13 protein-coding genes are annotated in these 14,724 nt (G+C 65.1%); 1 reads left to right on the top strand and 12 read right to left on the bottom strand.

What is annotated here, in order from left to right; translation table 11 throughout:
- Positions 1-2: 2 nt before the first annotated feature.
- The 3 genes from C0V74_RS02095 to C0V74_RS02105 all read right to left on the bottom strand — a co-directional run bounded on the left by C0V74_RS02095 (position 3) and on the right by C0V74_RS02105 (position 2,536).
- On the bottom strand, positions 3-965 hold the full coding sequence (locus tag C0V74_RS02095; RefSeq protein WP_143250413.1) for a hypothetical protein: 963 nt from the start codon (positions 963-965) through the stop codon (positions 3-5).
- Positions 966-1,002: 37 nt separating this feature from the next.
- Positions 1,003-2,142, bottom strand: coding sequence for a hypothetical protein (locus C0V74_RS02100; protein WP_143250414.1), 1,140 nt, complete (start codon positions 2,140-2,142; stop codon positions 1,003-1,005).
- A gap of 91 nt (positions 2,143-2,233) precedes the next feature.
- Positions 2,234-2,536 (bottom strand): Hpt domain-containing protein, encoded by a 303-nt coding sequence (locus tag C0V74_RS02105; RefSeq protein WP_143252123.1) that lies wholly within the window; start codon positions 2,534-2,536, stop codon positions 2,234-2,236.
- Between the two features lie 71 nt (positions 2,537-2,607).
- On the opposite strand from C0V74_RS02105, the gene C0V74_RS02110 reads away from it, so the two are divergent.
- Positions 2,608-5,238 carry an ATPase gene (locus C0V74_RS02110; RefSeq protein WP_143250415.1) on the top strand — a complete coding sequence of 877 codons (2,631 nt, stop codon included), beginning with the start codon at positions 2,608-2,610 and terminating at the stop codon, positions 5,236-5,238.
- 3 nt (positions 5,239-5,241) lie between these two features.
- Here C0V74_RS02110 and C0V74_RS02115 read toward each other — a convergent pair whose 3' ends face one another.
- Genes C0V74_RS02115 through C0V74_RS02155 form a run of 9 tightly spaced genes read right to left on the bottom strand, consistent with a single transcriptional unit; the run spans position 5,242 to position 14,714 of the window.
- Positions 5,242-5,502 carry a DUF1467 family protein gene (locus tag C0V74_RS02115; protein ID WP_143250416.1) on the bottom strand — a complete coding sequence of 87 codons (261 nt, stop codon included), beginning with the start codon at positions 5,500-5,502 and terminating at the stop codon, positions 5,242-5,244.
- Positions 5,499-7,151, bottom strand: coding sequence for a ribonuclease J (locus C0V74_RS02120; RefSeq protein ID WP_143250417.1), 1,653 nt, complete (start codon positions 7,149-7,151; stop codon positions 5,499-5,501). Before C0V74_RS02120 ends, C0V74_RS02115 begins: the two co-directional genes overlap by 4 nt.
- Positions 7,148-7,939: a type III pantothenate kinase gene (locus tag C0V74_RS02125; protein ID WP_143250418.1), complete on the bottom strand. Its 792-nt coding sequence runs from the start codon at positions 7,937-7,939 to the stop codon at positions 7,148-7,150. Before C0V74_RS02125 ends, C0V74_RS02120 begins: the two co-directional genes overlap by 4 nt.
- Positions 7,940-7,964: 25 nt before the next feature.
- Positions 7,965-8,675 carry a biotin--[acetyl-CoA-carboxylase] ligase gene (locus tag C0V74_RS02130; protein ID WP_143252124.1) on the bottom strand — a complete coding sequence of 237 codons (711 nt, stop codon included), beginning with the start codon at positions 8,673-8,675 and terminating at the stop codon, positions 7,965-7,967.
- A gap of 8 nt (positions 8,676-8,683) precedes the next feature.
- Positions 8,684-10,147, bottom strand: a complete 1,464-nt coding sequence (gene nuoN, locus C0V74_RS02135) for an NADH-quinone oxidoreductase subunit NuoN (RefSeq protein WP_143250419.1) — start codon at positions 10,145-10,147, stop codon at positions 8,684-8,686.
- Complete coding sequence (locus C0V74_RS02140) at positions 10,147-11,721, bottom strand: NADH-quinone oxidoreductase subunit M (RefSeq protein WP_143250420.1); 1,575 nt, start codon at positions 11,719-11,721, stop codon at positions 10,147-10,149. Before C0V74_RS02140 ends, nuoN begins: the two co-directional genes overlap by 1 nt.
- Positions 11,721-13,787: an NADH-quinone oxidoreductase subunit L gene (nuoL, locus tag C0V74_RS02145; RefSeq protein ID WP_143250421.1), complete on the bottom strand. Its 2,067-nt coding sequence runs from the start codon at positions 13,785-13,787 to the stop codon at positions 11,721-11,723. The genes C0V74_RS02140 and nuoL overlap by 1 nt, the downstream gene beginning before the upstream one ends.
- A gap of 7 nt (positions 13,788-13,794) precedes the next feature.
- Positions 13,795-14,100: an NADH-quinone oxidoreductase subunit NuoK gene (gene nuoK / locus C0V74_RS02150; protein WP_143250422.1), complete on the bottom strand. Its 306-nt coding sequence runs from the start codon at positions 14,098-14,100 to the stop codon at positions 13,795-13,797.
- A complete protein-coding gene (locus tag C0V74_RS02155) occupies positions 14,097-14,714 on the bottom strand; it encodes an NADH-quinone oxidoreductase subunit J (protein ID WP_143250423.1) in 618 nt (205 codons plus the stop codon). The genes nuoK and C0V74_RS02155 overlap by 4 nt, the downstream gene beginning before the upstream one ends.
- Between the last annotated feature and the right edge of the window lie 10 nt (positions 14,715-14,724).

The following is a 14,724-nucleotide window of genomic DNA, read 5'->3' on the forward strand; positions in this document are numbered from 1 at the left end:
GGTCAAGTCGCCGAGGTGCGACGGGACGACGCGAGCAATTCGCGCGCGCGATCAGCGCGCAGCGAATCGAACCCTTCCGGCAGCGCGATGTTGGGGTGGAGGTAGAGAAACTGCTCTTCGATCGCGGACGGCTTCAGACCGGCGGCGCGCAGCGACAACGCCAGCCGGGCGAGCTGGCGGTCGTTGGTTGCGATGATCGTCAGGTCCCGGTCCTGCTGATTGGCCGAGGACAGCGCCGTCAGGAACATCGCGGCCCCAGCATGGCTCACGGACAACGCGGCAAGCGCTCCTGCACCCATGGTGTGGATCAGGCGCGCGAGAAGGCCCAGACGACCGGCGCTCTCATCAAAGTCATCGCGCAGCTTGCCCGCCGCCAGAACTGCCGCTTCAGCATCCTGAGGTTCCACCAGTTCTAGCCACGTGGCGAGCGCCTGGTGGAAGTGGTCCGCCGGCAGCTCCGGCAATGGCAGTTCCATCCGCCGCTGGCGTTGCGCGAACCGCGCCTGCGCGGTCAGAGCGGCCATCGCGGTCGACGCCGTCGGTGGATCGTCCGACGCGATCAGCGCCTGCAACAGCGGCGAAAGAACGGGGTCCACTCCGCTACGGGTCTCCAACCGCAAGGTGAGTTGCCATTCGAGCGCCAGCGCGTGGCAATGGCCAACCAGCCGGGCGTCTGACATCAGTGCGTCCGTCAAGACGCCGATGCCTGTCTCCGGGACAGCCCGTGGATCCGCCGCATCCGCTGCGTCGGCCTGAGCGTGCAGCATCTGCCGCGCGAGGTCGCCAATCATCCCGCGCACCCGGCTGACGATCTCGTCGCTGAACAGAGAATGGTCGTGGTTCGCCAGCAAATGTCCCAACACGGGGCCGATCGTGCCAAGCACGATGTCGCCATGCGCCAACTCGTCACGCAGGATCGCTTCGACGGGAGCTTCAGGAGAGGGGGTCGAGGCCGCTTCGTTCATCGATGCCACTTATAGCACCGCCGTGGTTAAGCGCGCGTTAGCTCCGTTGGTTCGGGGCGAATATCCTGACGGCGAGTGCAATCAGCGCGAGAATGGCCAATCCGCCGGGCAGCACGCCAACTGCGGCAACCATGGTCAGCACTAGGAACACGAAGGGCCGATCCGACATCGGACGTAGCAGCCGCGGCGCGCCCTCCTCCAGCGAAAGCCGGATCGCTCCGACCAGCATGAGAGCTGCAAATGCCGTCCACCAATTTTCAAACGCGGCCGGGCTGGATGCAATCGCGACGAGTGACAGGTCAAGAAGCGCACCACGCGTGTGCGACATCCACGGCCTCTCGACCGCAGGCGATCCGGCGCCGGCGAGCCGGGCGAGAGCACTTCCGGAACTCAATAACATGCTACCGATCGTGAGCGCGCCCAGCCCGGCAGCCGTCCACCCCAAGTAACCGGCAAGGGCCCCGCCCACCGCCATCACTGACCCGCTTCCAGCCAGCATGATCGAGGAGCGCTGAGCGTCCCCGAGCCGGTCCAGCAGGCGCCGGGCCAGCTTGTAAGCGAGTGCCGCACCCGGTCGGCTCAGCGAAGGCGCCGGCACGTGCCGTGCATACCAATCGTCCTGGTAGCGCTGCGCTGCCCCCTCGCTGGTCACCATTGCCCAGCGGCCATCGTCGATCCAGTTGTCCGGCACCGCGAGCGTGCCGCCAGCCCGCTGAAGCGAAACGCGCAGCAGTCCCCCAACGGGATCGGCATCGGGCGCCAGGCCTGCCAATGCTTCCACCGCGTCCCCCCGCGTGGCCAGCACGCCAGCCCAGGCTCGCTCGCGATCGATCCGTTCGAACCCCTGCTCGATCGCGCTATCCGCCGGCAGCGTCGCAATCCCGGCGCGGGCGCCGAATGCCTGAACCAGCCAGTCGCGGTCGGGCAGCACCCCTGGCGCAAACACCACCAGAGTGTCTGCCGCGCTCACCAGACCTGACAGCGGCCGATGGCCCGCAACGGCGTGAAAGGTCGCGCCGCGTCGTTCTGCTTCACGCTGGACGATCGCAAGCGCTGGCCCAGGCGCGTTGGCCAAGACAATAACCCGCTCGCAGGACAGGTCGAGCGCGGCCTGAAGCTGGTGCCAGGCAAGCGGATGGCCCGCCACGCGAACGTCGGTCGCCGGCAGCTCCGTCATCGAAATCAGCGCTATGCGCAAAGCCGCGTCCACCCTCCTGTCGAGGATGGAGCGCTAGGCAGTTCGAAACCGATTGGCTAGGTTTGTGCGATCACCCAGCGATGAAGCGGTCGCGAAAGTCCGCGATCCGCCGCACGACTGCCGGCTCTCCCGGTGCGGCGGCGATAGCCTCATCGGCAAGCGCGATCAGCTCGCTGGCATGGAAACCCGCCGCCAGTCCTTTCAGGCGCTGGGCCGCGACGGCCCAGTTGCCGTCGCACCGAGATCGTCGCAGCAGGTCGAGATGCCTCGAGACACTGTCGGCGAAAGCCGCCCGCAGCTCAGCAACAAGCTCCCGATCTTGCCCGGCGGCAGCGGCCAGGGTCGCGTCGAATGCTCCGTGTTCGTATGCCATCACCTGGCGAGATAGCCGGGCCATGATTAATAGACTGTTTAACCATAACCCGATGGTGTATTTCGCCAGACATGAGCGGGGGTTCACATATCCGGGCGATCGGCGCCGGCAGCGGCGCTGACGCGTCAGGCGAAACAACTCGGCAGGACAGCGAACCGCTGACCCTGGATGAGACTTGGGCCGAAGTCCCGGAACACGAAGCGGATTGGGATGAACCGTCGCCCGCATCGCGGAGCGGCCTGGTCGTGCCGGCCATGGCGGGGGCGGCGATTGTTGCCTGGACCGCGTTCTTTGCCTGGGCTCATTTGAGCGAGCTGCGTACCGGAGTAACGCCGCAAGGCGGATCGCAACTGTTGATCGACTGGTCGATCCCGACCCTGCTGGTCATCGGCGTATGGCTGCTGGCAATGCGCAACAGCCGGCGCGAGACACGCCGCTTCGGCGATACCGCGGTCACGCTGCGCACCGAAAGTGCCGCGCTCGAGGTGCGCCTGTCGGTCGTCAACCGGGAGCTCAGCTTGGCGCGCGAGTTCCTTGCGGCGCAAACCCGGGAACTCGATTCCCTCGGGCGGGTCGCGACGCAGCGATTGTCGGAACACGCTGACCGGCTCCAGGATCTGGTGCGGGACAACGGGACGCAGGTGGAGGCCATCGCGGGCGTCAGCCGCACTGCACTCGACAACATGGACAAGCTGCGCGGCGATCTGCCGGTCATCGCCAATGCTGCGCGAGATGTAACCAGCCAGATCGGCAACGCGGGGAACACCGCGCATTCCCAACTGGCTGAACTGATTGCCGGCTTCGGCCGCCTGAACGAATTCGGGCAGGCAAGCGAACGGCAGGTCGGGACCCTTCGTGCCAAGGTCGACGCGGCGATCGCGGGGTTCGAGGCACAGGCGTCGCAGCTTGATGAAATCGCTGGCGCCCGGTTCACCCTCTTGCTTGAGAAGAGCGATGCGTTCCGCGCTGAGCTGGACGGGCGCGAGGTCGATACGCTGGCAGCGATGCGCCACCGGGCCGATCGCCTGCGCGAGGAAGTCGCCGCCGCAGCCAACCTGCTTGAAACGCAAGAGGAGGAATTGCTTAAATCGATGCAGGCGCGGCTGGCCGCCCTGCGCGATGGTGCCATCACTGTAGGCGACGGGCTGGCCGGGACCGAGCGACAGGCGCTGGCCGCGTGGAATACCCGGCTCGATGCCCTAAAGGCGGACCTTGCTGCGGCGATCAAGGAAGTGGAAGCAATCGACATCGCGGCCCGCGATGGCGCAAGCGAGCGGCTGCGCCTGATCCAGGACGAAGCAGTACTGGTCGACGACCAGCTCAAGAACTCGCACGCGCTGTTCGTCGACGAGGTTGATAAGCGACGCAGCGAGGCTGCAGCGCTTGCTGCCGAACAGGCCGAACTCATTCAGGAGCGCCTGGCCCTGATCGACCAGGCCCTGTCTGAGCGGCGTGCAGGTCATGCCGTTCAGGCCGAAGAACTCGCCCAGCAAAGCGAAATCCTTGGGATGAGGCTGGATGCGTTGGGTGCGGAGATGGCCCGCGCTGCGGACCAGGGCCGCGAGGCCGAAACCGCGCTCGCGAGCTCGATCGATGTTCTGGCCGCTCGCCTCACGGAAAGCCGCGAAGCACTGACCGGGACCGATCGAGCTGTCGCGAGCCTGACCGAGGCGAGTGTCCGCCTGCTTGAGCTGATCCGCGCGAGTGCCGATCACACCCGTACCGACCTCCCCGCCGCGCTCGGCAACGCCGAAGAGCGCCTTGAAGAGCTCAGCCAACGTGGCGAGCGGCTTGGCCTGATGCTGGGTCAAGCGGGCGAACAAAGCCGGGAGCTGTCGGAATACGTCATTCTCGCCAGTCGCGACAGCGCGGCGGCCATGGGCGACCTCAAGGGTTTTCACGGACAATTCACCGCCACTTTTGCGGCCAACGAGCAGGACATCGCTAACCTTCGCGCGCAGCTTGCCGCCCTCGCGGAAGACAGCCGGGGGACGGCCGCCGAGATCCAGGGCCCGCTACGCGAGGCGATCGGCGCGTTAGAGAGCTCCGCGCGAGACGCCATTGCCTCGCTGGAGCGTGACAGCGCCGGTCAAGTCGCGGCGCTGGCCGAGCGGATCGGCGCTGACGCCGCCGGTGCGATTGATCGGGCACTGCAGACCCATGTCGGTGCCGCCCTCGCTGAACTGGACGAGAGCGCGGCGCAAGCCGCCGGAGCCGGTCGTGCCGCGGCCCTGCAACTGCGAGACCAGCTGGCGCGGGTGAACGAACTCACCGCTAATCTGGAAAACCGCGTGGCGCACGCTCGTCAGCGAGCCGAAGAGCAGGTCGACAGCGACTTCGCGCGCAGGGTCGCGCTGATCACCGAGAGCCTGAACTCCAACGCCATCGATCTTGCCAAGGCCTTGTCGAGCGAAGTGACCGACACTGCCTGGGCGAGCTATTTGCGGGGTGATCGCGGAATCTTCACTCGCCGTGCGGTCCGCCTGATCGACAACACGCAGGCGCGCGAAATCTCCGACCTGTTCGAGAGCGACCGCGAATTCCGCGAGCACGTCAGCCGTTACATCCACGATTTCGAAGCGATGCTGCGGGCCATGCTGTCGACGCGCGATGGGAACGCGATCGGCGTCACCTTGCTCAGCAGCGACATGGGCAAGCTCTACGTGGCACTCGCCCAAGCCATCGAACGGCTGCGGGACTAGACGTTAGCTGCCGATCATCAGGTCGCGCGGAGTGATCCAGCCGTAGATATAGTTGGCGACATACAATGCCGTCAGCGCGGCCGACAGGGCCGTCGCTCGCACTGCCAGGCACCCCGGTCGGAAATTGGCCGGAGCGCTGTCAGCCTGCCCCGGAATTTTGTCGATCCCCAACTCGTCATGGGTTTTGACCCCGAACGGCAGCAGCACGAATGCGCTGGCGACCCAGAACAGAAAGTAGATCGCCAGGATCGACGTCCACTTCATGCCGGCTGGCTTTCGGTCAGGAGGACTTTGACCTGCGGCCGCTTGCCGCTCCAGCGAGTGGCGGCACGGCGCGCGGCGAGGCGCGCCGCTTCGATCACGCTGTCTCGATCCCGAGAGCCGCCCTTCAGCTTCGCGACGGCAGCGGCGATGTCGGTCTGCGTTTCGGTAACGAACGCGGGGTAATCCTCGTCCAGTGGCAGGCCGATGCCTTCGACTTGCGCCCGGCCCCGCGGATCCAGCGCGACGATCACCAGCCCTTCGCGCGCGATCCGCCGGCGCATCACCATCGCATCGCCATCCGCCGGCGTGATCAGGTCGCCGTCGAGGATCAACCGCCCCGCCCGTACCTTGGCCACCGTGCCGGGCTTTCCGGGCGCGATCCGCACGATATCGCCGTTCTTCTGCACCACTGCGTGCGGGATGCCGCACTCAAGCCCCAACCGGGCCTGCTCGGTCATGTGGCGCATTTCGCCATGGACCGGCACCAGGATTTCGGGGCGCAGCCAGCTGTAGAGCGCTTCCAGCTCGGGCCGCCCGGGGTGACCGGACACGTGAATGGCACTCTGCCGATCGGTCACCACGATGATCCCCCGCTCGGCCAGAAGGTTCTGGATGCGCCCGACTGAAATTTCGTTTCCGGGGATCTGCCGACTGGAAAACAGCACCACGTCGCCTTCGCTGAGCGACAGGGGGTGCTGGTTTTCCGCGACCCGCGCCAGAGCGGCTCGCGGTTCGCCCTGCCCGCCGGTCGCGACGATCAGCACTTCCCCGCGCGGCAGCGACATCGCGGTGTCGAAATCGACAATCTCGGGAAAGTCTGCGAGGTAGCCATTGTCCTGGCTGACCTCGATCATCCGGTCGAGCGACCGTCCGGCAACGCACAACCGGCGTCCGGTGGCCTCTGCCACCGCTCCCAATGTATGGAGTCGAGCGACGTTGCTCGCAAAGGTGGTGACCAGCACGCGCCGGCCGTCCCACCGCGCTACCTCTTCGTGCAGCGCGCGATAGACCGCGCCTTCGGAACCGCTTTCCGCCGGATTGAACACATTGGTGGAATCGCACACCATCGCGAGCACGCCCTCGTCGCCGATCTCGCGCAGCTCCGCTTCGGTGGTGGGGTCACCGATGATCGGTTCTTCGTCGAGCTTCCAGTCGCCGGTGTGGAAGATGCGGCCATAAGGCGTGTCAATCAGTAGCGCGTGCCCTTCGGCGATCGAGTGCGCCAGCGGCACGTAGGCAACGTCGAACGGGCCCAGCGCAAAGCTGTCGGAGCCGCGAATGATGTTGAGTTCGACTTCGTCCACCAGACCCGCTTCGGCCAGCTTGCGCCGCACCAGGTCTGCAGTGAACGGCGTGGCATAGAGCGGCACGCCAAGATCAGCGGCAAAGTACGGCACGGCGCCGATGTGATCTTCGTGCGCGTGAGTCAGGACGATCCCGACCAGGTCGCGGGTCCGCTCCTCGATAAACTCGAGGTCGGCGAACACCAAGTCCACCCCCGGGTATTCGTTGCCGCTAAAGGTCATGCCCAGGTCGACCATCAGCCACTTGCCCTGGCAGCCGTACAGATTGACGTTCATGCCAATCTCGCCAGAGCCGCCGAGCGCCAGGAACAGCAATTCGTCTTCGGGGGTGTAGTTCTTTTTCATGCGCGCGCCTGCTCTGCCAGCAGCGCCAGACCGTCCAGTGTCAGGTCGGCATCGACTGCGTCGAAAATAGTGGTGTGTTGATCGAACAGGATCGCCAGCCCACCGGTGGCGATCACCGTCGCCGGCCGGCCGATCTCCTCACGCATACGCGCGATTAAACCTTCCAGCATGGCAACGTAGCCCCAGTACACCCCGATCAGCATCTGGTCTTCCGTGTTAGTGCCGATGACGCTGTCGTTGCGTGGTGCTTCGATGGCGATGCGCGGCAACTTCGCGGTGTTGCCCACCAGGGCATCGAGCGACAGGTTGATCCCCGGCGCGATGATGCCGCCCTTGTATGCGCCGCTGAAGTCGATCGCGTCGAACGTGGTGGCCGTGCCGAAATCGACCACGATCAGGTCGCCCTGGTACTTGGCATGCGCGGCGATGACATTGAGTGCGCGGTCCGCGCCAAGCGAACGCGGCTGATCGACATCTGCGCGAAACGGCCACTCCGCCGCGCCCTCTCCCGCTATCACCGGTGTTAACTTGAAGTACTTTTCCGCCAGCACCGTGATGTTGTGGATCGCGCGCGGGACTACCGAGCCGACGATGATCTGCTTGATGTCTTCACGCTTGAAGCCCTCGATGGCGAGGAGCTGGAGGAGCCACACGGCGTACTCATCGCCGGTCCGGCGCGGGTCGGTCGCGATGCGCCAGCGCGCCTTGATCTCGCGGCCACCGCCTTCACCCAGGGCGAACAGCGCGAAGACCACGTTGGTGTTGCCGACATCGGCGGCGAGCAGCATGGCGGTTCCCTTCAGCCCAAGAGGATCAAGCAAGCATCACATCGCCGGCGTGGATAGGCCGGGTTGAGCCGTCTTCCAAGCGTAGCAACAGCGATCCATCCGGACCGAGCCCGGCGAAGGCGCCTGATACCTTCGCCCCGGCGGGCTCATGCACCGTCAGCGCGGTACCCATAGGGTGCGCGGCTGCGAGCCACCGTCGCAGCAGCGGATCGATCCCGGCCGTGCGCCAGCGTTCAAGCTCGCGGTCAAACGATCGCGCGAGAGCGGCAGCGAAGTCGTCGCGCGCGGGCGGAGGGCCGAGTGCTGACAGCGCCACGGTCTCGCGCCCCTCCACATCCGGTGCCGCGGCCAGGTTGACCCCCAGCCCGACGATCACCGCGTCGCCTTCCCGCTCCAGCAGAATACCGGCGAGCTTGGCACGGCCGAGCAGCAGATCGTTTGGCCACTTTAGCGAGAGCCTCGCGGGTTCCGCAAGCAATGGCGCGACCGCTTCATAAAGGGCCAGGCCGCTCATCAGTGCCAGGGTCGGCGCTGCAGGATCGTGCGGGCCGGGACGCACGATGGTGGACCCCATGAAGTTGCCAGCCCCACCGAACCATGCACGCCCCTGGCGCCCGCGCCCGGCAATCTGGCGGTCGGCGATCAGCCAGTGACCTTCACTCAACCGCTCACCAGCACGCATTGCGCTGGCTAGGTCGGCGTTGGTGGAGCCGGTTTCAGAGACGAACTTCAGCAGTGACTGAGTCAAGCGGCGAGGAACAGCGCCGCGCTTGCCTTACCCGCGATCCGGTCGAACCACCCTGAAAGCAGGTAGCCCAGGGGAGAGTTGAACACGGTTGCCGCCAGCAGCAAGCTCCAGTGAGCCCAGTCGTTTCGGCCCTTCGCCTGATCCGCCGGTTCGTCGAAGAACATCGTCTTGCAGACCATCAGGTAATAATACGCGCTGATCACGCTGCCCACGATCGCCAGCGTTGCGAGTGCGATCATGTCCGCATCGACGGCCGCGCGGAACACGACAAGCTTGCCCCAGAACCCGAACAGTGGCGGAATGCCGGCCAGGCTGAGCATCATCACCAACATGCACCAAGCCAGGAGCGGCTGAGTACGCGACAGGCCGGCCATGGCCGAAATCGATTCAATCTGGTTGCCCTCGGCATCGCGCAACATCAGCACGCCGACGAACGCGCCGATCGACATCGCGACGTAGATGGCCAGGTACACCAGCATCGCACTTGCCCCGCCCACCGTCGCAGTCGCCAGGCCGACGAGGATGAAACCCACGTTGTTGATCGAGGAATAGGCGAGCAAGCGTTTGATGTTGCTCTGCCCGATCGCGCCGAGTGCACCCACCACGATCGAAGCGAGGGCGACGAACACCACCACCTGGCGCCAGGCATCGGCCTGGTCACCGAACGCCTCGAGCGCGACGCGCATGGTCAGTGCGATCGCCGCAACCTTGGGCGCGGTCGAAAAGAACATGGTGACCGGCGTCGGCGCGCCTTCATAGACGTCGGGCGTCCACATATGGAACGGCACGGCCGAAATCTTGAACGCCAGCCCCGACAGCACGATGATCAGTCCGAACAGCGCGCCGGTGGACATGCCACCTTCCAGCGCGACGCGGATGGCCGCGAAGTTGGTCGACCCGGTGAAGCCGTAGGTCAGGCTCATGCCATAGAGCAGGATGCCGCTCGCAAGGGCGCCCAGCACGAAGTACTTGAGCCCCGCTTCGGCGGAACGGTTGTCGACCCGCAGGAATGCCGCGAGCACGTAAGCGGCCAGGCTGTTCATCTCGAGCCCGATATACAGCGTCATCAGGTCGCTTGCGGATACCATGATCCCGGTGCCGAGCACGGCGAACAGCAGCAGCACCGGATATTCGGCCCGCATCGCGTTCCAGCGATCGAAGAATCGCGGGGCGATCATCAGTCCGGCGGCGCCCGAGATGTAGATCAGCAGCTTGGCGTAAGCGGCAAAGGCATCGGCGCGGAACTGTCCGAAGAACGCGTTTGTATCGGGGCCCATGGCGCCCGCGTCCAGCGTCGGGACGGTCACGGCCGCGGCAGCGACCATCAGGGCCACTGCGGCGATCGATATGGCGCGGCTCGACTTGTCGCCCAGCCACGCTGCGGCCAGCAGGAGCACCAGCCCGCCGACACCGAGGATTTCCTCGGCCAGAATGAGGCGGAGGGATTGGGTGAGATCCATCAGTGGGCCTCCCCTTCGGCAGCATGGCCCGCGCCAGTCCCCGCGTGTGGCAAGGCGTTGGCCGCCTGCGTCCGCGCCTGCCCGGCGGCGGGGGCCGCCAGCTTGCTATCGCCCGCAGGGGCCGCGCGCGCCAACCGGGCGTCGAGCGCGGCAATGTCCTTGCGCATCGGGGCGAGGAAGCTTTCCGGGTAGACACCCATCCACAACACGGCGGCGGCAATGGGGGCGAGCATGAACCATTCACGCACGTTCATGTCGCGCATCGCGGCAGCGTCGGCATTGGCCTGGACGCCGAAAGCTACGCGGCGGTAGAGATATAGCATGTAGGCCGCGCCCAGGATGATGCCCGTGGTGCACACCAGCGTGACCCAGGTCGAGATCTGATAGATGCCGGCAAGGCTCAGGAATTCGCCGACGAAACCACTGGTGCCCGGCAGGCCGATGCTGGCCATCGTGAACAACAGGAAGAACAGTGCGTAGCGTGGCATGTTGATGCTCAGCCCGCCGTAGCGATCAATCTCGCGGGTGTGCAGCCGGTCGTAGATCACCCCGACGCACAGGAACAGCGCGGCAGAGACCAGACCGTGGCTCAACATCACGATCATCGCGCCTTCGAGGCCCTGCACGTTGAACGCGAACAGGCCGACCGTCACAATCGCCATGTGCGCGACCGAGGAATAAGCGATCAGCTTCTTCATGTCGTGCTGCACCAGCGCGACGAGCGAGGTGTAGATCACCCCGATCATGCTGAGCGCGAAGACCAGCCAGGCCAATTGCGCGCTCGCCTCGGGCAGCATTGGCAGGCTGAAGCGGATGAAGCCGTACCCGCCCATCTTGAGCAGCACGCCCGCCAGGATCACCGATCCCGCCGTGGGCGCCTGCACGTGTGCATCGGGAAGCCAGGTATGCACCGGCCACATCGGCATCTTGACCGCGAAGCTGGCGAAAAACGCCAGCCACAGCCACGTCTGTGCCTGAGCCGGAAAATCGTACTGCATCAGTGTCGGGATGTCGGTCGTGCCCGCTTCGCGGATCATCCAGAGCATCGCCACCAGCATCACCACCGACCCGAGCAGGGTGTAGAGGAAGAACTTGTAGCTCGCGTAGATCCGCTCGGCTCCGCCCCAGATGCCGATGATCAGGTACATCGGGATCAGGCCTGCTTCGAAGAATATGTAGAACAGAAGGATGTCCTGCGCCGCGAACACGCCGATCATCAACAGTTCCATGAACAGGAACGCGGCCATGTATTCGCCCACGCGTTGCTCGATCGATTCCCAGCTCGCCAGGACGCAGATCGGCATCAGGAACACGCTGAGCACGATCAGCAGCAGCGCGATCCCGTCGATGCCGAGCGCGTAGCTGAAGCCGGCAAACAGCTCCGCGCGCTCGGTGAACTGCCACTGCGCGCCGCCGATGTCATAGTTCGCCCATAACGCGATGCCGAGCGCGAGGTCGATCAGCGTCGCCGCCAGCGCCACCGTGCGGGCGGCCTTAGCGTCGAGGAAGAAGCACGCCAGCGCCCCGACCAGCGGGACCAGCAGCATCAGCGAAAGGATCGGGAACCCGTCCATCAGAAGAGCACCCAGGTGATCGCGCCGACGACGCCAACCAGCATCCAGAGCGCGTAAGTGGTAAGGTAACCCGACTGCACGCGGGTGTTGCCGACGCTGCCGAGTGCCACCACCCGCGCCGCGCCATTGGGACCGAAGCGGTCGATAATGCCCTGATCGCCGGTCTTCCAGAACCGGCGGCCGAACCAGAATGCCGGCCGTACGAACAGGAAGTGGTAGAGTTCGTCGAAGTACCACTTGTTGAAGAAGAACCGATAGACCGGACCCAACTGCCTGGCCGCGCGCTCGGGCATGCCGGTGTCGCGGATGTAACCCAGCCAGGCGATCGCAAGGCCGATCAGCATGACGATCGTCGCGGTCAGCTTCACCCACAGCGGCACGGCATGCATCGCGTGCATCAGGTTCTCGTTGTAGAAGATCGAGCCGCCCCAGAACGCCTCGGAATCGAGGAATTGCGGGTTGAACAGGAATCCGGCGACCACCGCCCCCACGCTCAACACGGCAAGCGGAATGAGCATCGTCAGCGGGCTTTCATGCGGGTGATAGCCCGCGGTGCCGTCGCCGTGATCCGGATCGGGCACGTGATGCGCGACGTCATGGCCGGAGTCTTCCTGCGCCGGAGGATTGCCGTGCTCGCTATCGGCGTGGCCGTGCGCGTCGTGCATCGCGTGCTGGATGTGGTCGCTCGCCGCCCAGCGCGGCTTGCCGAAGAAGGTCAGGAACATGAGCCGCCAGCTGTAGAAGCTGGTCAGCAGTGCGGCGACCGCGCCAAGCCAGAAGGCGAAGTGCGCCATCTCCGTCCCGCGGCCCCAGGCGGCTTCGAGGATCGCGTCCTTGGAATGAAAGCCCGCAAAGCCAGCGTGCAGCCAGTAGATGCCGACCCCGGTGATCGCCAGCGTGCCCGCCATCATCGCCCAGAAGGTCAACGGAATGCTCTTACGCAAGCCGCCGTAGTACCGCATGTCCTGCTCGTGATGCATGGCATGGATCACCGATCCTGCGCCAAGGAACAAGAGCGCCTTGAAGAACGCGTGCGTGAACAGGTGGAACATCGCCGCGTTGTAGGCACCCACGCCCGCGGCGAAGAACATGTAGCCAAGCTGCGAGCACGTGGAATAAGCGATCACCCGCTTGATGTCCCACTGGGTCGTGCCGACCGTCGCGGCGAACAGGCAAGTGGCAGCGCCGATGAACGTCACGAACATCAGCGCGATCGGCGCGGTTTCGAACATCGGCGACAAGCGGCAGACCATGAACACGCCTGCGGTCACCATCGTCGCCGCGTGGATCAGCGCCGACACCGGGGTCGGGCCTTCCATCGCGTCGGGCAGCCACGTGTGCAGGCCGAGCTGCGCCGACTTGCCCATGGCGCCGATGAACAGCAGGATGCACAGCACATCCATCGTATCGACGCGGTATCCCAGGAAGCCGATCGTGCTGCCCGCCATGCCCGGCGCGGCGGCCAGGATCTCGGGGATGGAGACAGTGCCGAACACCAGATAGGTGCCGAATATTCCGAGCATGAAGCCGAGGTCGCCGACCCGGTTGACCACGAACGCCTTGATCGCCGCGGCGTTGGCGCTCGGCTTGCGGAACCAGAATCCGATCAGCAGGTAGCTGGCCAGACCTACGCCTTCCCAACCAAAGAACATCTGCACCAGGTTGTCCGCGGTCACCAGCATCAGCATCGCGAAGGTGAACAGCGACAGGTAAGCGAAGAATCGCGGCTGGTCCGGGTCCTCGTCCATGTAGCCCCAGCTGTACAGGTGCACGAGCGCCGAGACGGTGGTGATGACCACCAGCATGACCGCAGTCAGCGTATCCACCCGCAGCGCCCAGTCGAACGCCAGGTCGCCCGAGCGGATCCACTGCAGCACCGGCACGACGCTCGCGTCCGCAGAGCCGTTGAGGAAGGCCAGGAAGATCGGCCAGCTCAAAGCGCACGACAGGAACAGCGCGCCAGTGGTGAGCGACTTGACGACCGTGTTGCCGAGCGCCCGGTTGCCCAGCCCGCCCACAATCGCGGCCAGCAGGGGGGCGAACACAATGATGAGGATCGGATGCAAGGGTCCGTTATCCCTTCAGCCGGTCGACGCTGTCGACCGCGATGGTGCCGCGTCCGCGGAAATAGATGACCAGGATCGCCAGCCCGATCGCCGCTTCGCCCGCGGCGACGGTCAGGACGAACATCGCGAAAACCTGGCCGGTGATGTCGTTCAGGAAAGCGCTGAACGCGACCAGGTTGATGTTTACCGCCAGCAGGATGAGCTCGATCGACATCAGGATGACGATCACGTTCTTCCGGTTGAGGAAGATGCCCAGCACACCCAGCACGAACATGATGGTCCCGACGACGATGTAGTGTTCGAGGCCGATCACAAGTCCAGCCCTCCCCCGACTTCGGGAAGCATGTTCACGGTCGCATCCTGCGGCCGGCGGCGGTTCTGCCTATCGATGTTCTGCGGGCGCGAGTCCTTGCGGTCGCGGTGCGTCAGCACGATCGCCCCGATCATCGCGACCAGCAGGATGATGCCGGCGCTTTCGAACAGGAACAGGTAGCGGCTGTACAGGACCTGCCCGATCGCGGCGATGTTGCTGGTCATGATCGGCGGTGCCGCCGTCGCTGCGGCGGGTGCAAGGTCGATCGATCCTGCGCGGTACGCGCCGATCCCGAACACCAGTTCGGCCAGCAGCACCACTGCGATAGCGATACCCAGCGGGAAGTTCTTCACGAACCCTGCTCTGAGAGAGGCGAAGTCGATGTCGAGCATCATCACCACGAACAGGAACAACACCGCGACCGCGCCGACGTACACGATCACCAACAGCATCGCGATGAACTCAGCGCCGACCAGCACCATCAGTCCCGCCGCGTTGAAGAACGCGACGATCAGCCACAGCACAGAATGCACCGGGTTGCGCGACAGGATCACGAACACCGCGGACAGGATCGCGAGCGCGGCGAAAAGATAGAAGGCGAAGACCTGGATCATGGTTCGGCGC

The sequence above is a fragment of the Altererythrobacter sp. TH136 genome, from assembly GCF_007065885.1.
Classification (GTDB): domain Bacteria; phylum Pseudomonadota; class Alphaproteobacteria; order Sphingomonadales; family Sphingomonadaceae; genus Tsuneonella.